Origin of the sequence: Mycobacterium sp. 050128 (genome assembly GCF_036409155.1) — a bacterium.
In the GTDB taxonomy this organism is placed as follows: Bacteria; Actinomycetota; Actinomycetes; order Mycobacteriales; family Mycobacteriaceae; genus Mycobacterium.
On sequence record NZ_JAZGLW010000001.1, the window covers coordinates 728,380 to 746,491 of the forward strand.

Genomic DNA, 18,112 nt, shown 5'->3' on the forward strand with positions numbered 1-18,112 from the left:
GCATGAATTCCGTGGTCTATAACGGAGCTTCAGCACGCTGTCGCCGCGCGTTTACGTGCGCGGCGTTAGATCCGTTGCGCATGCATGTAGCTCCGCAAAAAGCACGCTTATGGCCGAAAAGAGGCTCATGCCATGGATTTCGCCCTGCAGCCACCCGAGGTCAACTCCGGGCTCATGTATACCGGCCCCGGGGCGGGACCGATGCTGGCGGCGGCAGCGGGCTGGGATGCGGTGGCCGCTCAGCTGGAGTTGGCCGCGAGTGGCTGCACCGCGCAGGTCGCGGAGCTGACCGGCCGCTGGCTGGGCCCTTCGTCGCTGATGATGGCGGGCGCGGCCGCACACCAAGTCGGATGGCTGCACGCCACCGCCGCTCAGGCCGCGAAAACCGCCGCACAGGCGTATGCCGCCGCAGCCGCCTACGAGGCGGCGTACGCGATGACGGTGCCCCCGCCGGTCGTCGCGGCCAACCGGGCGCAGCTGATGGGGTTGGTGGCCACCAACTTCCTGGGACAGAACACGCCGGCGATCGCGGCCACCGAAGCCCAGTACATGGAGATGTGGGTCCAAGACGCCACCGCGATGTACGCCTACGCCGCCGACTCCGAGATCGCCAGTGCACTGCAACCCTTTGGACAACCGCAACAGACCACTCGGCCGGAAGGGCAGCCGGACCAGACTCGCGCCGTGGCCCAGGCCGCCGCCAACACCACCAGCGCCCGCACCCAATCCCTGGTACAGCTCAGCTCGAATACCACCACGCAGCAACTGAACTCGAGCGGCATCACCAACCAGCTCGCCTCGAGCGCCGCCGCCTACGCCGACCCCGCCATCGGTCCCGGCTCCTACACCGTGGCAACCACCCTCGGCGAAAACAGCGTGACGTTCATCGGGGCGCAAGCCGACTCCACCGTTACGGTCACCCTCCAAAGCGGCAACGGCGTCATCCTGCTGGGGGACGGCTTCTCAATACCTTTAGAGCAGGGCGTCGCAACCGCAGTCCAGCCAAACGCCCCAGTGATGCTCAGCGCCGGCAGTTCCGCCCTCGTCGACGTCGGCAGCGGCACGGCCAACATCAGCGGTGAGGGATTCGCGATCACCTCCCTGACCCCGTCCGCGACGCCCATCGCCTCCGGCACGGCCCCGGCGGCGCCGACGGCCGCGGTCGCAAGCGGCTCACCGGGGTTGGCGGGAACCTCGGGAATCCAGCCCCAGCTCAACGCCAGCGCGCTGTTGGGCGAGACGGTCTGCACGCCGTCCCGCGCCGGCTTGCTGGGCCAGGCCGACGCCGGTGTCCCGATGCCGTTGCAAGCGCCCGCCCTTGAACCTGTTTAGTCCAGGCGGGTAGCCACCACGGACCAGACCGGAAGATGCACCCGGTGATCTTCCAGCAGTGGATCGATAACGCCCAGCCGATGCACCAGCGGTCGCATCTTCTCCAGAATCTCGCCCTGCTGCTCGGAGGCGAATGTCTTCATCGCGTCGAACGCCTCCTTGAGGAACCGGGCCTGATAGGTCGTGCCGCCCAAGTAGTCGATGCGCCAACCGCTGCCGCCGAGCACCCGCTCGAAGTTGTCGGCGGGTATGGCCGTCCACTGAAGGCCGTTGACGTTATGCGGACCGAACTCGAACATGTACAGCCGCGCCCCGGGCTTGGTGGCCCGGTGCAGCGCCTGCGCGTACCGCGTCTGGATGTCCTCGTCATTCAAGAACACGTGATAAAAGGCGCTGTCCACCACCGTGTCGAACCGGCCCTCGAAGCCTTCCAGCTCGGTAGCGTCGGCCACCCGGAAATCGACATCCACGCCGGCCCGCTCGGCGTTACGCTTGGCTTGCTCGATCGCGGTGGCTGAACTGTCGATGCCCACAGTCGAATAGCCTTGCGACGCATAGTAAATCGCGTGGTAGCCGGGACCTGTACCGGGATCGAGCACCTCGCCGCGAATCCCGCCGTAAGCCGCCAGTTGCTGGACCGCGGGCTGCGGGCCGCCGATATCCCAGGGGATCCGCCCGGCGGAGTGCTCTGCTTGGTCGTAGAGCGGTTCGAAACCGGCGTCAGTCACTGTGTTCTCGCTTCCTCGGCGGCTGCCGACGGGGAACGGCAACTTCAGTTGTGCAGCCTACTGAGGAAAGCGATTGTCCAGGGGGCTTAGAGATATAGATCCTGGTCGCGAATCAGCGCCGTGGCGATCACGCTAATCAAAGCCGTCGCAACCAAATACCCGCACGCCAGCCACGGCGCGCCGCCGACGGCCGCGATCAGCGCGGTGAGGATCATCGGCGTCACCCCGGAGGCGTAGATGCCCGAGAACTGGTAGACGAACGACAATCCGGTGTAACGGGTCTGGGTCGGATACAGCGACGAAAACAGCGTGCCCTGTGCGCCGTAGAACAGCGCGTGCACGACACCGAACACGATGACCATCGCCAGCCCGAACAAGACCAGGTTCTTCGTGCCGAACAGGGCGAACGCCGGGAACGTCGCGAGCCCGTAGCACACCACGCCCACCAGGTAGACCCGCCGGGCGCCGTACCGGTCGGTCAGCGCGCCCGACACGGGCAACAGCACCGCCATCACCAGGGCGGCGATGGTCACCACGACCAGGACGGGCACCTTGTGGAAGCCCAGCGCCCCGGTGGCATAGCTGATCGCGAACACGCCCCAGGTATTGAACGCCGAGCCTTCGGCCCACCGAGAAAGCAGTCCCAGCAAGGTGTTTCGCCTAGCACGGGCTCCGCGGAAAATCTCGCGGATCGGCACGGTGGACGCCACCTCGAGGTCGCGCAGTTCCCGAAACGCCGGTGTCTCGTCGACGCGCCAGCGCACCAGGACGCCGACCACGACCAGCACCAGGCTCAGCAGGAAGGCGATGCGCCAGCCGTAGGCGAGGAACTCCGCCGAACCCAACTCGACCTGAAGGAGCGCGAAGATGCCGGTCCCCAGCGCCAGGCCCAGCGCTAGGCCGACTTGCGGGATCGCCCCGTACCGGCCGCGCTGGTCGCCGGGGCTGTGTTCGACGGCCAGCAGCACCGCACCGCCCCACTCACCGCCGAGCGCAAAACCCTGCAGCACGCGCAGCACCAGCAGCAGGATCGGCGCCCATACCCCGATCGCAGCGGCAGTCGGCAGCGCGCCGATCAGCGCCGTCGCACCTCCCATGATCAGCATCGTCAGCGCCAGGCTGCGCTTGCGCCCGATCCGGTCACCGATGTGGCCGAACACCAGGCCACCGACGGGCCGCATGACGAACCCGACGGCGAACGTCGCGAACGCCAGCAGCGTGCCCACCAGTGAGCTCGCGTTGGGAAAGAACAGCTTGCTGAACACCAGCCCGGCGGCGGTGGCGTAGAGGAAGAAGTCGTACCACTCCACCGTGGTGCCGAGCAGGCTCGCGGCGACGACGGTGCGCAGGCGCCGGCGCCGGTCGGCGTCGGACTCGTCGAGGGTGGCCGCCGGTGCGGGGGCGGGCAGCGTCGTCGCCATGGCTATTGCGCCGAGGCGGCCGCGAACGGCGTCGACGACGCCGGCTGCCGGGAGGTGCGGTTCGGGTGCTTCCACACGCCCCGCCGCTCCAGCAGCGGCAGTACGCCCTCGCCGAACCAGTACGCCTCTTCCAGGTGCGGGTATCCGGACAAGATGAAGTGGTCGATGCCGAGGTCCGCGTATTCGATCAGCCGCTGCGCGACCTCTTCGTGGGATCCGACCAGCGCGGTGCCCGCCCCGCCGCGCACCAGACCGACGCCGGCCCACAGGTTGGGTGCGATCAGCAGCTGACCGCTCTTGCCGCCGTGCAACTTCAGCATTCGCTGCTGTCCCTCGGATTCGCTGCGTGCCAGGCTCGCCTGCACGCGTTCGACGTCCGCCGGGTCGATCGCCTCGAGCAGCCGATCAGCTTCGGCCCAGGCCTCCTCGGCGCTCGGGCGGCTGATCACGTGGATCCGCAGCCCGAATTTCAGGGTCCGGCCGACATCGGCGGCCAGCCCGCGCACCCAGTCCAATTTCTCGCCGACGGCCGCCAGCGGTTCACCCCAGGTGAGGTAGACGTCGGAGTACTTCGCGGCGACGGGCCCGGCCGACCCGGACGAGCCGCCGAAGAACACCGCCGGAATCGGGTCGGGCGGATTGTTCAGTTGTGCGCCCTCGATGTGAACGTGCTCACCGGCGAAGGTCACCGGTTCTTTCGAGGTCCACAATTGCCGCACCACGTCGAGGAATTCGGCGGTGCGTGCATAGCGCGCTTGCTTGTCCAGGAAATCCCCATAGGCCCGCTGCTCGTGGGGTTCGCCACCGGTGACGACATTGAGCAGCAGCCGTCCACCCGAATGGCGCTGGAAGGTGCCGGCCATCTGTGCGGCCAGGGTGGGGCTCAGCAGGCCCGGGCGAAAGGCGACCAGGAACTTCAGCGTCTCGGTGCGCTCGATCAGCGTCGCCGTCGTCAACCAGGCGTCCTCACACCACAATCCGGTCGGTGTGAGCACCGCCTCAAAACCGTTGTCCTCGGCGGCGGCACAAATCTGATGCAGATAGCGCAAAGTCGCGGGCCGGTCGCCGTGCATCGACGTACCGTGCCCGCCGGCGACGAGGTTGCGCGAATCCCCGTACGTCGGCAAAAACCAGTGAAATGCCAGAGTCATCGAATCCTCTTCCGTCCTTGATCAGCATTCGCTTCGCAACCATGCATGAAAGCTCCAGCGTCGCGAAGCATGTTGTGCGGCGCGAGGGTTGAAACCTCGCAGATTCAATCCGCCCGACTGTGATGCGCCGCACGTCACTGCTCGATGACTGCCGCATCACAATGCTCTTGCAAACGCCGCAACGGGGTCGGAATGGCGCGGGGGGCGCGGCATCATGACGCTCGTGCCTGAATCGAACCGCCGCGCGGTGCTGCGAATGGGCGCCAGTGCCACCGTCGCGGCCGCAGGTGCCTGGGCGTTGAGTGCCTGGCTGGATCCACTCGAACCACAGGCGGCGCCACTGCCCGCCCCGTTCGAACCGTCGACCGCGAGCAGCAACCTGCCCAACAAACTGACGGGCTCGTTCATCTCCAAGGCGCGCGGCGGGGTCAAGACCAACTGGGTGATCGCGCTGCCGCCCGGGCAGACGTCGCAGAGCGGATTGCTGCGGCCGGTTATCGCGCTGCACGGCAAGGACGGCGACGCAAACATGATGCTGGACTGCGGCGTCGAGGACGCGCTGGTCCGGCTGGCCAAGGAGGGCAAGCCACCGTTCGCGGTGGTCGGCGTCGACGGTGGCAGTGACTCCTACTGGCACAAGCGGGCCGACGGCACCGACTCCGGTGCGATGGTTCTCGACGAGCTGTTGCCGATGCTGGGCTCCATGGGCATGGATACGTCTCGGGTGGGCTTCATGGGCTGGTCCATGGGTGGATACGGGGCACTGCGCCTGGGCGCCAAGCTGGGGCCGTCGCGGACCGCGGGGATCTGCGCAATCAGCCCGGCGCTGTACACGTCCTACGCCGACTGCGCACCCAAAGCGTTTGACAGCGAAGAGGACTGGATGACGAACAGCGTCATGGGCCTGCCGGCGTTGTCCCAGATTCCGCTGCGGGTGGACTGCGGGACATTCGACCGTTTCTATCCCGCGACACGCCAATTCGTGAGCCAGCTCAAGACGCCTCCGGCGGTAAGCTTCACCGTCGGAGGCCACGACATGACGTGGTGGCGTTTGCAATTACCCGGCGAGCTTTCCTGGCTGGCGACCTAGCGAGGCATCCCAACAAAGGCATGGCAGTCCGGCAGGAAACCGCGACCAGCCCGCCCTCACCAGCGGGCGATGGCCCCACCCGACAAATCCAGCGACGCGGATTCCGCCCCGACATCGAGGGCCTGCGGGCCGTCGCGGTTGTCGCCGTTGTTGCCTACCACGCGGGCATACCCGGTACCGCCGGCGGCTTCATCGGCGTCGACGTCTTTTTCGTCATCTCTGGCTTCCTGATCACCGGCCTGCTGTGGCGCGAAGTCAGAACCGCTAAAACCATTGCGCTGGGCCACTTTTACGGAGCACGGGCCCGCCGGCTGTTGCCGGCCGCGGCCACCGTCGCCGTCGTCACCGCCATTGCGGCGGCCGCCGTGCTGCCGCCATTGCAGGCGCGCAGCGTATTCCTCGACGGCATCGCCAGTGCGCTCTACGTCGGCAACTACCGCTTCGCCCACCAAGGCACCGACTACCTGAACGCCGAGGCGCCCTCACCGTTCCAGCACTACTGGTCACTCGGCGTCGAGGAGCAGTTCTATCTGGTGTGGCCGGTGCTGATCATCGGCACCGCGTGGTTGGTCGGGCGCGTGCGGCGCGGCGCTAAAGCCGATTCCGAGGCCGATTCCGAGGCCGATTCCAAGGCGGATTCCAAGGCCAAGGCGGCGCCGTACGCGGCCGTGCTGGCGTTGGTTGCCGCGGCCTCGCTGACGGCGGCCGTGCTGTGGACCCGCAGCTCGCCGCCGTGGGCGTTCTTCTCGTTGCCCACCCGCGCCTGGGAGCTGGCCGTCGGCGGGCTGGTCGCGTTGTCGATCGAGCAGTGGCGCCGGCTGCCGCTGCTGCCCGCGGCGGTCGCCGGCTGGGGCGGCCTGACGCTGATCCTGCTGACCTGCACCCAGCTCGGTCCCGCCACGCCCTACCCCGGCACCGCGGCGCTGCTGCCGGCGCTGGGCACCGCGCTGGTCATCGGCGGCGGCTGCGTCACCCGCAGCCTGGGGGTCGGCCGGTTGCTGTGCCGGCCGGCGATGCGCGCGATCGGGCGGGTGTCGTACTCCTGGTACCTCTGGCATTGGCCGGTGCTGCTGCTGATGCCGCGGCTGCTGGGCGAAGCGGGCCTGGCGGCCCGATTGGCCGCGACGGCGGTCTCCGCCGGGCTCGCGGTGATCACGTTGCATCTGGTGGAGAATCCCGGCCGGTTCGCCGCTGCGCTGCGCCGGTCGGCCAAGACGAGCCTGGCGGTGGCCGGGATCGCCAGTGCCGCCACCGCATCCGCCTGCGTGCTGTTGCTGACGGTGATACCGGTTCCGGTCGGCCACGGCCCGGCCGCGGCGAAGGCCACCATCATGGCGCTGCCCAGCGCCGCCCCCAACGCCGGTGCGCAACAAACGGCCGTCGAGCAGGCCCTGGCGCAGGTGCGCGACGCCGTCGCGAAGGCCGCCGGCCTGCGGGCCGTTCCGTCGAACCTGGATCCGCCGCTGGCCCACGCACCGGCCGACAAGGCCGCCGTCTTCGTCAACGGCTGCGTGCGCTCCTGGCGTGACATCGGGCAAAGCGAGTGCGCGGCAGGCGACATCGGCTCTCCGACGACGGTCGCGCTGATCGGCGACTCGCACGCGGCGATGTGGAACCCGGCCTTTGCGCAGGTCGCCGAGCAGCGGCACTGGCGACTGGAAACGATGGCCAAAGTGACCTGCCCGATTCAGGACCTGCCCATCGACAGCCCGTATCTGGGCCGCGAGTACACCGAGTGCGAACAGTGGCGCGCGCAGGTCCTGGCCCGGGTGGCGGCCGAGCATCCGCGGTTGGTCGTGCTGGACATGAGCCGGCGCTACGGCGGCGACTTCGGTTTCGTGTCCTACGACCCGGCGTGGATCGAGACGCTGGGTCGCACCGTCGCACAACTGCGGCGCACCGGCGCGACCGTCCTGGTTCTCGGCCCCGCCCCGGATCCGCAGTCCCCGGTGCCCACGTGCCTATCCGGACACCTGGACGACGCCACCGCCTGCGCGCCAAACCGTTCGGTCGCGGTCAACGACGGCGGTATCTCCGCTGAGCGGGCCGCGGCCACCGGCAATGGCGGCCACTACGCCGACCTCACCGACCTGTTCTGCACGGCACAACGTTGCCCGATGATCGTCGGTAACACCCTGGTGTTTCGCGACGACAACCACGTCACAACCGAATATGCGGAGTTGTTGGCACCAGTGCTGGGCGCACTGGCAGACGGAGCCATAACGGACGGATGACGTTGCGATGACTTTCTTTGCGAATGAACCCCGCCGCGAAAGCGAACGTGTTACGAATATAAGGGTTTTGGAGGTTTGAAATGTCCCCGCTTTTGTTGGTCTGCATCGCGGCTGCTACGCCAGTCGTCGGAATCGGCTTGATGCAGCTACAAGCACGCCTGGAGCAGTGGGACTACGAACGGCACGCAGAAGACTAAGCGCTAAGGGTTGGCGCGTAAAGCCTTGCGCGGCTGGCATTTTGAGGGGGCCAGCCCGCCGAAACTTTCGGTGCCTCGCTACCTCAATAGCTGTGTGCGAATCAGCGGCGCAATCTTGTCAGCCATGTATCGGTGCCCGGCGTCGTTGGGGTGCACGCCATCTGGGCCAATCAGGTCGGGCCTGTCGACGAACCAGTGGGCGCCGATCGGGTCGACGAACGCCGCGCCCGCGGCCCGCGCCTCGGAGTTGAGCACGTCACGAATCTGCAACACGGATTCGGGGACATCGGCGGTCGGCCACGGCGGCCCGATCACCAGGAATCTCGCCGTCGGTGCCAGGATCCGCGCGACTTGGAAGGTGTCGCGCGCCCGGCCGGCCAGCATGCCGGGATCGGTGCCCTGGTCGTTGCGGGAGCCGAAGAACACCACCAGCACGTCGTCGGCCTTGACCGACCTGGCGGTCAGATCCTCGAAAATGCTGCCGTGGTCGCCGGGTACCGCATAACCGGCCCTGCCCTCGGCCGCCACATCGGCGTCGATCTGCAGGCCGCGCTTGGTGAGTGTCTGCCAGGCAACGGCGGTCCACGCGTTCGGGCCCAGGCCACCCTCGTCGGTGCCGGTCGTGTAGGAGTCGCCGACCACCGCGATGTGGGTCAGCCGGCCATCCAGCGTCAATGCCTGGTAAGGCCGCACGGGTGCCGGGGGCGCCACGACTTTACAGCCCAGGCCGACCAGCAGAGCGAGGTTGACGACGAACGCGGCCAGACGACTCACTCTTACCTCCCCTTGTGCACGGCATGGCCTGGTAGTGCACCCCAACCAACGGAAATCGTACGAATAACCGACGCGGACCGGCCGTCAACGCGCTGTTGCACCGTGTGAACCGGGACCGAGTCGATCAGCATGCCCCAAGCTACCAGTGCGGTGCGGTTACCACTGCCAACTCCTGGTCCGAGAGGTTATGGGGCACAGCATGATTCGCGGGCACTCAGGAAGCCGTGCGCTCGGCGACGGGTTCCAGTCCACCGTCGATCTGGTGAACCCTGGCCGGGACCGACTCGCTGGGCTCGGTCGGCTGGGCCGCGGGACGGACGTCGACCATCCGGCGCATCCAGCGACGAGCGGGCTCCTCCACGACGTGATAGAGCAGGCTGGACAGCGCCAGAGCGATCGCGAACAGGCCCAATACGTTCCATTTCCAGGGGGAATCGGACTCCCACGGCGTGAGCTCGAATTGTTCGACGGCCCATCCCCAGGACGTGTGCACCAGCTCGTGCACCATGTACAGGCAGAACGAGATCTGCCCGCCGTAGACCATCACCCGGGTGGACAGCAGCCTGGGCAGGCTGCCCAGGCCGACCGCCAGCGTGATGACCAGGGGGACGAACAGCGCGTCGACCACGCCGCCGCTGTCGTTTTCCACGACCCCGCTGATCGGATGGGCGTTGAACCAGTACAGGACGCCCACCACGGCGGCCAGCAACAACAACGAGAGGTATCCGGCGATGTGGCGACCGCGCACGCTCAGCCGCAACCGGCGCACGGCCGCGCAGGCCAGCGCTCCCGCGGCGAACTGCGTCACGATCCGCGGCAGCCAACTCCACGGCGTGTAGAAGTGGCCGCTGGCCAAGAGCATCACCACCGGCGGCAGCGAGGCCGCCACGGCCAGCCACATCAGCGTCCGCGCCCGAGTGGCCAGCTTCATCCGGAAGACCACCAGGGCGAGCACGCCGAACAGCAGGTAAGCCAGCCATTCCGCGCTGATCGACCAGGCCGGCCCATCCCAGCTGGTTCCGTCGAAGAACGGCTCGAACCACAGCTGCACGAGCAGGACCTGACGGATGTAGCTGACCGCGGTGAGGTCGTTCGCCTCGGGCAGCGGCACATGGCCGACGTGCAGCGACAGGATCACCAGCAGCGCGGCCAGGTGCATGGTGACCAGGTAAACCGGCCACACCCGGGCCAACCGCAGCCACAGGAAGTGCAGGGTCTCGCGCGTCGACCAGGAACGGCCCATCCGGTCCAGGTAGTTCCAGGTCAGCACGAACCCGCTGAGGATGAAGAACAGGTCGACGCCTTGGGCGCCGCAATTGAGCACCGGGGCCAGGTTCTCGCGGAAATCGGGCGAGATGTCGCTCAGCATCGGCCGGAAATGAAACAGCACCACCCACACCGCGGCGACGATGCGGAGTCCCGTCAGGGCCTTGATCTCACCCTTGATCTCTGCGCTGCGCACGACGCTCTTTCGCTCTGGACCCTGCAGTTTCGTTGGCCTTCTCACCCGGCTGACCGGGCATTTCGCCCTATGCCAAGCCCCCCGACTCGCAACCGGTAGCCAGAGCAGCCTAACAGCGCGGCGGCCCGGATCTCGTGACGGCGACGGTGTGCCCGCTCGTATACCTCCGCCGGCACCGCCTCCGTCAGCTTTTTAGCAAACAGTTAGACGTAACTGTCGGTCTCCTTAAGTTTGGCGGGCACCGTTATAACTAGCTGGTCGGCACTGCGGGCGGCCTCCGCACCATCACCCGAAATGGGGGCGTCATGACGATCGCGATGACCACGGCACAACAGGGCAGCCTCGACTGCGGCGGAGCCGAAGTCCGGGCGCACTGCCGCCACCTCGCCACGGTGGTGACCATCCGGGGAGAGATCGACGCCGTCAATGTCGACCGGGTCAGCGGCTGCGTTCGCCGCTTCATCGTCGGTGACAATCCCCTGGTGCTCGACATCAGCGCCGTGACCCACTTCGCCGGTGCCGGTTTCTCGTTGCTGTACACATTCGACGAGGATTGCCGCCGCGCCGGGGTGGAGTGGACCCTGGTCGCCGGTGACGGCGTGATCGAGCAGCTGGTCGCCGGCGACGGTGACGCGGCGTTTCCGACCGCCGGCTCGGTGCCCGAGGCATTCGGCGACCTGGCCGACGCGGTCGTCAGCCGGCGCCGGCTGACACTGCCGCTGTTCAGGAAGACGGCGTAGCGGCGCCTCGAGCGCGCCGCAGCCTGGCGATCCCGAGGACGCCCAGCACTCCGGCGATCATCGCCAGCAGCATGGCCAGCAGCAGCAGCTGTGGGTTGTATACCAGCGCCGTCGTGGACGGCTGGCCGTCGGTGATCGGCGCGACGAGGACGATGTGTCGCGCGTGCAGCCAGCTCACCCCGACTCCCACCAGCGCCGCACAGGCGACGACGAGTTCGGCCAGCGCGCGATATCGGGCCATCACAGCTCGGGCTCATCGTCGTCGATGTCCCAGGCGTCTGCTCGGGCCGGCTCCACGCGCTCCTGCACCAACGGGGTCAACACTTCCCGTAGACGACGATGGCGTTTCGCCCAGGCCTGCGCGGTGCGACCCCCGGTCAGCTTGAGGCCGATTCCGGTCCGGCCGCGCGGCACCCCGAACAGTTCGCCGAGCGCCCGAGCCGACTGCCAGCGCGCCAACTCCTTGTCGGAATTCGCCGGGTTCTCCGGTTCGGGGTAAACCTTGATGATTTCGCGGACCAAGATCGTCTCGGTGCCCTGACGCAAGGCATCCTGGGTCAGTTCGACCGACACGTGGATCCGCGCCGCCTTAATCTGCAGCGAGATGAAGGCCGACACCATCACCAGGAAAATGGCCGGGACCCACAGCGATATCGCTGCGCCACTCCACATTTCGATCAGGACCATCGAAACCGCCGCCACCGGACCACTCAACACCCAAAGCCAGCTGGCGCCGGGTTCGTAGAACAACGGCCCGGGATCAACATCCCTCGCTGTCGTCATTGAAGCCTCATCCCTGAATGTCTACCGCCGATGTGGCCGCTAGGAAAGCCAACCCGCCGCCTCCGCGGCCCAATAGGTCAGCACGATGTCGGCACCGGCACGGCGAATACTGATCAGCGATTCCAGCGCCGCGGCGCGCTTGTCGATCCAATTGTTCGCTCCCGCAGCACAAATCATCGCGTACTCCCCCGAAACCTGATAGGCGGCCACCGGCACCGGCGAGACTTCCGCCGCGGCGGCCAACACGTCGAGGTAACTCATCGCGGGCTTGACAATGATGATGTCTGCGCCCTCGTCGATGTCCAACCCGATCTCACGCAGCGCTTCTCGGGCATTGCCGGGTTCCTGCTGGTAGGTACGACGATCGCCGGACAGGCTAGAGCTCACCGCTTCCCGGAACGGGCCGTAGAACGCCGAAGCGAACTTCGCGGCGTAGGCCAGGATCACCACATCGGTGTAGCCCGCCGCGTCCAGACCGTCGCGAATGGCGGCCACCTGCCCGTCCATCATGCCGCTCGGACCCACCACATGAGCGCCCGACTCCGCTTGCGCCACAGCCAATTTCACGTACCGCCTCAGCGTGGCGTCGTTGTCCACCCGGCCTCGGGCGTCGAGGACGCCGCAGTGACCGTGATCGGTGAACTCGTCGAGGCAGGTGTCGGCCATCAGCACCGTGGCGTCACCGAGATCCTTGGCCAGGTCCCGAAGTGCGACGTTGAGAATGCCGTCGGGGTCGGTACCGGCCGAGCCGGTCGGGTCCTTGTCCTCGTCGAGCGGCACACCGAACAGCATCAGCCCGCCCACTCCGGCTTCGACCGCATCGGCGGCCGCACGGCGCAGCGATTCGCGAGTGTGCTGCACAACGTCAGGCATCGACGGGATCGGCCGCGGTTCGTCGATCCCGTCGGCGACGAACATCGGCAACACCAAATGCCTTGGCTCCAAGGATGTTTGCGCCACCAAGCGACGCAACGCGGGGGTGGAACGGAGCCGACGCGGGCGCTGCCGCGGGAAGCTCATTTAGCGCCTGCGGCTCTTCTTACGCGGCGGTGGCAGCGCACCCTCGGCGCGCAACCGCGCGGCGTGTTCGGCCAGCGCGTCGACCAGCGGGCCGATGGCCGCGGTATCGGGCTGCACATCCACCCGCAGGCCGAACTCGGCGGCGGTCTCGGCCGTCTTGGGGCCGATGCAGGCGATAATGGTGCGCGCGTGTGGTTTACCGGCGATGCCGACCAGGTTGCGCACCGTCGAGCTGGAGGTGAAGCACACCGCGTCAAAGCCGCCTGTCTTGATCATTTCGCGGGTGGACGCCGGCGGAGGTGCCGCACGCACGGTCCGGTACGCGGTGACATCCTCGATCTCCCAACCACGCTCGCGCAGCCCCTCGGCCAGCGTCTCGGTGGCGATGTCGGCGCGCGGCAGCAGTACCCGGTTCACCGGGTCGAAAATGCTGTCGTATTCCGGGAAGTCGTCCAGCAGACCCAGCGAGGACTGCTCCCCGGCCGGCACCAGCTCGGGGCTGATCCCGAAAGCGCGGACCCGGTCGGCGGTCGACTCGCCCACGCAGGCAATCTTCACGCCGGAGAATGCGCGGGCGTCTAGCCCGAACTCGCCGAACTTCTCCCACACCGCGCGCACGGCGTTGGTGGAGGTGAACACCACCCACTGGAAGCGGCCGTCAACCAATCCCTTGACGGCACGCTCCATCTGAGCGGGACTGCGCGGCGGCTCGACCGCGATGGTCGGCACCTCGACCGGCAGCGCGCCGTAGGAGGTCAGCCGCTCGCTCATCTCGCCGGCCTGGTCCTTGGTCCGCGGCACCAACACGGTCCAGCCGTACAGGGCGCGACTCTCCCACCAGTTCAGCTTCGACCGGCTGTTGACCGTCTTGCCGATGGTCACCACCAGCGGCCCGGTCAGCGGGCCCGCCGGGTCGCCGGCGCCGGCCACGACGGCCGCATCGGTCAGCCCGTGCAGCGTGGTCTCGATCGAACGCTGCTGACAGGTGGTGCCCTGCGCGGTCACCACGCACGGAGTGGTCTCGGCCAGCTCGTGCTCGATCAGCGTGCGCGCCGCGTCGGCCAGATGCGTCGGCATGGCCTGCAGGATCAGCGGGCCGGGAGCGGCCGCCAGCGCCTCCCAGTCCACATGTGGGTCGCGCACGTCGGCCACCGTGTGCGAGGAGCCCAGCGGCAGACCCGCATACGTCGGCACCGCGCTGGTCGCGGACAACCCCGGCACGATCTCGACGTGCAGGTGCGTCCGCGCGACGGCGTTCACCTCGCTGATCACCGCGTCGAGCGTCAACGGGTCACCGGCCACCAGCCGCACCACGTCGACGCCCGTGCGGGCCTCGGCGGTCAGCGTCTTGGCGACCTCGGCGGGCTCACCGAGCGCCGGGCGGATGTCGGCGCCACCGGACAGCACCGTCGGCGCCGCCCGTGGCGGATCCGCGTCGGGCGACCGATCGCTGGTCGCGGGTGGTGGTTCGGCGGGTGCCGGGCCCGAAACGGGCGGCAGGTCCTTGCCGATCAGCGCCAGCACCGGTTCGGGTACGTCGGGATCGGTGAACACCAGGGCCGCATTGGCCAGCACTGTGGCCGCCCGCGTGGTCAACAATCCCGGATCACCCGGGCCGGAACCCACGAACGTGATGCGGCCCGGTCTCGGCTTGCGCCCTCGCGTCGTCATTGTCGCTCCCACGTCATCCCTTTTAGCGTCATTTATTTCTCATGCGCGGGGTTTTGCCGCGCTCCCCCGATCAGCTCTCCCGCGCCCAACTCCAACAGCTCCGATGCCACCGAGAGCCCTAGCTCTCGGGCCCGCTCGGGAGCGCCGATGCCGGACGCGCGGATCACGTCGGATCCGTCAAGCGCCGCCACGCAACCGCGCAGCGACAGCTCGTCGAAGACCCGGCCGTCCTCATCAATGGACTCGACCACCTCGGCGATCGCTCCCACCGGTGCGGAGCAACCCGCCTCCAGTTCGGCCAACAAGGCTCGCTCCGCGGTGACCGCTGCGCGTGTGTCGGAGTCGTCCAACTCCGCCAGCACTGCCGTGAGCCGGCTGTCACCGGCGCGGCATTCCACGGCGAGCGCACCCTGAGCCGGTGCTGGCAACATTTGCACCGGCTCCAACGTCTCGGTGACATCAGCGAGCCGGCCCAGGCGGGCCAGTCCGGCCCGGGCCACCACGATGGCGTCTAGATCACCACTACTTACCCTGTTCAACCTGGTATCTAGGTTGCCTCGTAGGGGGCGGATTTCCAAACCGAGACCCAATGCCCTAAGCTGCGCGGCCCGTCGCGGGGAGGACGTGCCCACCAGCGAACCCGCCGGCAACTCCCCGAGCACCAGCCCGTCGCGCGCGACCAGCGCGTCGCGCGGGTCATTGCGTGCCGGGATGGCCGCGATGGTGAACCTCGGGTCGTCGGCGGTCGGCAAATCCTTGTGCGAGTGCACGGCAGCATCGACCCGGCCGTCCACGATCGCCTCGCGCAACGCCGTGGTGAACACGCCCACCCCCAGACTCTCGATGGGCGCCGAGGACTGGTCACCGGCCGTGCTGATGATCACCAACTCCGCTGGGTGGCCGTTGGCGATCAGAGTGTCTCGAACGAGGGAGGCCTGAGTGGTAGCGAGCAGACTGCCCCGCGTGCCTAACCGGATCACGTGCGCCAATCGGGTTACTCGGCGGATTGCTGCGTGCCGGCGTCGAATCCCGTTGGGGCTACTGGCAATTCACCCGCAGCCACGGCGTCGACAGCGGTCTGGTCAAGTTCGAAAAGCTCGCGTAGGGCCTCGGCGTAGCTGTCGCCGCCGGGGGCGCTGGCGAGTTGCTTGATTCGCACGGTCGGAGCATGCAGCAGCTTGTCCACCACGCGCCGAACGGTGCGAGCGACCTCTTCGCGCTGGGCGCTCTCGAGTCCCGGGAGCCGGTTCTCCAGCCGCAGCAGCTCGGCTTCCACGACGTCGGCGGCGCGCTGGCGCAACGCGGTCACGGTCGGGGTCACCTCGGCCATCCGCTGTCCGGCCAGGTAGGCAGCAACCTCGGCGGCCACGATGTGGCGTGCGGCGTCGACGTCGCTGGCGGCGGCGTGAGCCGAGGGCTCGTGCTGGATGCGATCCACGTCGACGACCCAGACGCCGGGCAATCCGGCCACCGCGGGATCGACGTCGCGGGGCATGCCCAGGTCGCAGATCAGCAGCGGGCGGCCCGCTTCGTCGCGCTGCGCTGCGGCCAGCGCGTTGTGCACGTCGGCCAGCGATACCACCGGACTCACCGCACCGGTACAGCTGACCACCACGTCGGCGTCGGCCAGTGCGTCGGCGAGCCGGTCGAGCGTCATCGCCTGGGCACGCACGCCCGATTCGCGGATCTTGCGGACCAGTCGTTGTCCCCGGGACAGCGACCGGTTGAGGACCAGGATGTGGTCGACGCCGGACCGGATCAGGTGGGCAGCCGACAGGGCGCCCATCGCGCCGGCACCGACGACGACCGCGGTCTTGCCCGCCAGTCCGTCCACCTTGCGTTCGGCCATGCCCAGCGCGACCGACACCACCGAGGCGCCGGCGGCGTCGATCGCCGTTTCGGAATGCACGCGCTTGCCGACCGACAACGCACGTTGGGCCAGCTCGTGGAGCACCCGCCCGACCGTGCGATTCGACTCGGCGGTGGCGTAGGCCCGGCGCACCTGCCCGAGCACCTGCTGTTCACCGATGACCGCGGAATCCAGACCGCTGGCAACGGCGAACAGGTGCTCGACGGCGGCCTCGCTGTAGCGCACGTAGGCGTATTTGGTGAGGTCGCCCATCGACATTCCGGAGTATTCCGACAGCACCTGCCCGATTACGGCCAACCCGCCGTGGAACGCGTCAACCACCGCGTAGACCTCGACCCGGTTGCATGTCGACAGCACCAACGCCTCGGTGACCAGCGGCGACTGCAAAACCCGGTCGACGATCTTGTTGCGATCGGATTCGTCGATGCTGAGCTGTTCCAGAACGGAGACCGGCGCACTACGGTGCGAAACCCCGAAGAGCAAGATGCTCACGGCAGCATCACCTGGCCAGCTCCCTCGCTACTCCAGTAACTGAACTGCTGTCTACGGTAAACGTTTATTCGGTGGGCTACCAAATAATGAGTCCGCGGCCACCGCGCTTCCGGCCCGCAGCGTTAGCCAGTGAGGTCCGCGCGCAGCCGTGGCTCGTCGATCTCCCAGTAACTGTGCTCGCGGCCGTCCAGCAAAATCACGGGCAGCCGGTCACCGAACTCGGCCCGCAGCCCGGGGTTGCCGGCCGCCGCGGCGGCGTCGACGTCGGTGGTGGCCAAGTCGAAATTCAGCTCCCGGGCTAGTTCCGCCAGCCGCGCGTGGGCCCGCTCGCAGATGGTGCATCCGTCGCGAGTCAGCAGCTCCACCTTGGGGCGCTCAGTCATGGCACCAGTGTGGCATCGGCCCCGGGCAGCCTGCCGGCCTCGGGCGGCGGCGCGGGGTGAATTGTGGCGCGCTCCGGCAATTACTAGGTTGCGGCTATGGCTGCCGACAACGAGCTGCGCGTCGATCCGCAGATGATGGCCGGATTCGCTCAGGCGCTGCTGGGTGGCGCCGAAAACCTCCGGAGTCAGCTGGCCGAGCTGGACGGCCAAGTCGGCGAAATGCTGGGCGGCTGGCAGGGCGGATCAGGAAGCGCCTACTCGGCCGCCTGGGAGCTCTGGCATCGCGGGGCCCGCGAGGTCGAGACGGGGTTGTCGGTGTTGGCCAAGGCGGTAGACCAAGCCGGCAAGGAATATCAGCACAACGAGGCCGTCTCCACGCAACTGGTTCGGCAGGTGCACCGTGGCTGAGGCGTTTCGGGTGGATCCGCAGGCGTTGGCGGATGCCGTGCAGCGGATGGCCGAATTTCAACGCTATGCCGAGAGCATGTTGACCGAAATCGACTCTCTGGTAAGCAATCTGCACACGACGTGGACGGGTGAGGGGGCGACCGCCCATGCCGAAGCCCATCAACACTGGGCTCGCGGCGAGGCGATGATGCGTGCGGCGCTGGCTCGGCTGCGAACGGCCGGTGCGACGGCGCACAGCAACTACACCGGCGCCATGTCGACGAATTTGGCGATGTGGTCGTGAGCGGATCCCCCCTGGGAGTCGATCCGGTGGCCCTCGGCGGAGCTGGGCCCGAGGTGGTCACCGCCGCGAGGGG

The 18,112-nt window shown here is 67.8% G+C and carries 18 protein-coding genes; 6 read left to right on the plus strand and 12 right to left on the minus strand.

All coding sequences use genetic code 11. From position 1 onward, the window contains the following. Positions 1-132: 132 nt before the first annotated feature. Positions 133-1,332 (plus strand): PPE family protein, encoded by a 1,200-nt coding sequence (locus SKC41_RS03530; protein WP_330976342.1) that lies wholly within the window; start codon positions 133-135, stop codon positions 1,330-1,332. On the opposite strand, the gene SKC41_RS03535 is transcribed toward SKC41_RS03530, so the two are convergent. From SKC41_RS03535 to SKC41_RS03545, 3 genes are all read right to left on the minus strand, one after another. After that, a complete protein-coding gene (locus SKC41_RS03535; RefSeq protein WP_330976343.1) occupies positions 1,329-2,060 on the minus strand; it encodes a class I SAM-dependent methyltransferase in 732 nt (243 codons plus the stop codon). The genes SKC41_RS03530 and SKC41_RS03535 overlap by 4 nt on opposite strands. Positions 2,061-2,146: 86 nt before the next feature. Further along, positions 2,147-3,481, minus strand: coding sequence for an MFS transporter (locus SKC41_RS03540; protein WP_330978739.1), 1,335 nt, complete (start codon positions 3,479-3,481; stop codon positions 2,147-2,149). Positions 3,482-3,483: 2 nt separating this feature from the next. Then, complete coding sequence (locus SKC41_RS03545; RefSeq protein WP_330976344.1) at positions 3,484-4,632, minus strand: LLM class flavin-dependent oxidoreductase; 1,149 nt, start codon at positions 4,630-4,632, stop codon at positions 3,484-3,486. Positions 4,633-4,846: 214 nt separating this feature from the next. On the opposite strand from SKC41_RS03545, the gene SKC41_RS03550 reads away from it, so the two are divergent. Further along, the gene (locus SKC41_RS03550; protein WP_330976345.1) at positions 4,847-5,722 is read left to right on the plus strand and encodes an alpha/beta hydrolase; all 876 of its coding nucleotides are present in this window, start codon (positions 4,847-4,849) and stop codon (positions 5,720-5,722) included. A gap of 20 nt (positions 5,723-5,742) precedes the next feature. After that, positions 5,743-7,956, plus strand: a complete 2,214-nt coding sequence (locus tag SKC41_RS03555; RefSeq protein ID WP_330976346.1) for an SGNH hydrolase domain-containing protein — start codon at positions 5,743-5,745, stop codon at positions 7,954-7,956. 275 nt (positions 7,957-8,231) lie between these two features. On the opposite strand, the gene SKC41_RS03560 is transcribed toward SKC41_RS03555, so the two are convergent. Together SKC41_RS03560 and SKC41_RS03565 are read right to left on the minus strand one after the other, a co-directional pair. Beyond that, positions 8,232-8,927 carry an Rv0518 family GDSL lipase gene (locus tag SKC41_RS03560; RefSeq protein ID WP_330976347.1) on the minus strand — a complete coding sequence of 232 codons (696 nt, stop codon included), beginning with the start codon at positions 8,925-8,927 and terminating at the stop codon, positions 8,232-8,234. Between the two features lie 214 nt (positions 8,928-9,141). Then, complete coding sequence (locus tag SKC41_RS03565) at positions 9,142-10,389, minus strand: acyltransferase family protein (protein ID WP_330976348.1); 1,248 nt, start codon at positions 10,387-10,389, stop codon at positions 9,142-9,144. 305 nt (positions 10,390-10,694) lie between these two features. On the opposite strand from SKC41_RS03565, the gene SKC41_RS03570 reads away from it, so the two are divergent. After that, entirely contained in the window at positions 10,695-11,129 is a 435-nt protein-coding gene (locus SKC41_RS03570) for an STAS domain-containing protein (RefSeq protein ID WP_330976349.1), read from the plus strand. Here SKC41_RS03570 and SKC41_RS03575 read toward each other — a convergent pair. The 7 genes from SKC41_RS03575 to SKC41_RS03605 all read right to left on the minus strand — a co-directional run bounded on the left by SKC41_RS03575 (position 11,113) and on the right by SKC41_RS03605 (position 17,348). Next, positions 11,113-11,373, minus strand: coding sequence for a hypothetical protein (locus SKC41_RS03575; protein WP_330976350.1), 261 nt, complete (start codon positions 11,371-11,373; stop codon positions 11,113-11,115). The genes SKC41_RS03570 and SKC41_RS03575 overlap by 17 nt on opposite strands. Next, positions 11,370-11,912 carry a DUF3093 domain-containing protein gene (locus SKC41_RS03580; protein WP_330976351.1) on the minus strand — a complete coding sequence of 181 codons (543 nt, stop codon included), beginning with the start codon at positions 11,910-11,912 and terminating at the stop codon, positions 11,370-11,372. Before SKC41_RS03580 ends, SKC41_RS03575 begins: the two co-directional genes overlap by 4 nt. A gap of 39 nt (positions 11,913-11,951) precedes the next feature. Further along, the gene (hemB, locus tag SKC41_RS03585; RefSeq protein ID WP_330976352.1) at positions 11,952-12,932 is read right to left on the minus strand and encodes a porphobilinogen synthase; all 981 of its coding nucleotides are present in this window, start codon (positions 12,930-12,932) and stop codon (positions 11,952-11,954) included. Next, positions 12,933-14,603: a uroporphyrinogen-III synthase gene (locus SKC41_RS03590; protein ID WP_330976353.1), complete on the minus strand. Its 1,671-nt coding sequence runs from the start codon at positions 14,601-14,603 to the stop codon at positions 12,933-12,935. Between the two features lie 32 nt (positions 14,604-14,635). Then, positions 14,636-15,583, minus strand: a complete 948-nt coding sequence (gene hemC / locus SKC41_RS03595) for a hydroxymethylbilane synthase (protein ID WP_330978740.1) — start codon at positions 15,581-15,583, stop codon at positions 14,636-14,638. 14 nt (positions 15,584-15,597) lie between these two features. Continuing rightward, on the minus strand, positions 15,598-16,965 hold the full coding sequence (locus tag SKC41_RS03600) for a glutamyl-tRNA reductase (RefSeq protein WP_330976354.1): 1,368 nt from the start codon (positions 16,963-16,965) through the stop codon (positions 15,598-15,600). A gap of 122 nt (positions 16,966-17,087) precedes the next feature. Then, a complete protein-coding gene (locus SKC41_RS03605; RefSeq protein WP_330976355.1) occupies positions 17,088-17,348 on the minus strand; it encodes a glutaredoxin family protein in 261 nt (86 codons plus the stop codon). A gap of 96 nt (positions 17,349-17,444) precedes the next feature. Between SKC41_RS03605 and SKC41_RS03610 the strand changes: the two genes are divergently transcribed. Together SKC41_RS03610 and SKC41_RS03615 are read left to right on the plus strand one after the other, a co-directional pair. After that, positions 17,445-17,756, plus strand: coding sequence for a WXG100 family type VII secretion target (locus tag SKC41_RS03610; RefSeq protein WP_330976356.1), 312 nt, complete (start codon positions 17,445-17,447; stop codon positions 17,754-17,756). After that, positions 17,749-18,039: a WXG100 family type VII secretion target gene (locus SKC41_RS03615; protein WP_330976357.1), complete on the plus strand. Its 291-nt coding sequence runs from the start codon at positions 17,749-17,751 to the stop codon at positions 18,037-18,039. The genes SKC41_RS03610 and SKC41_RS03615 overlap by 8 nt, the downstream gene beginning before the upstream one ends. The last annotated feature ends 73 nt before the right edge of the window (positions 18,040-18,112 follow it).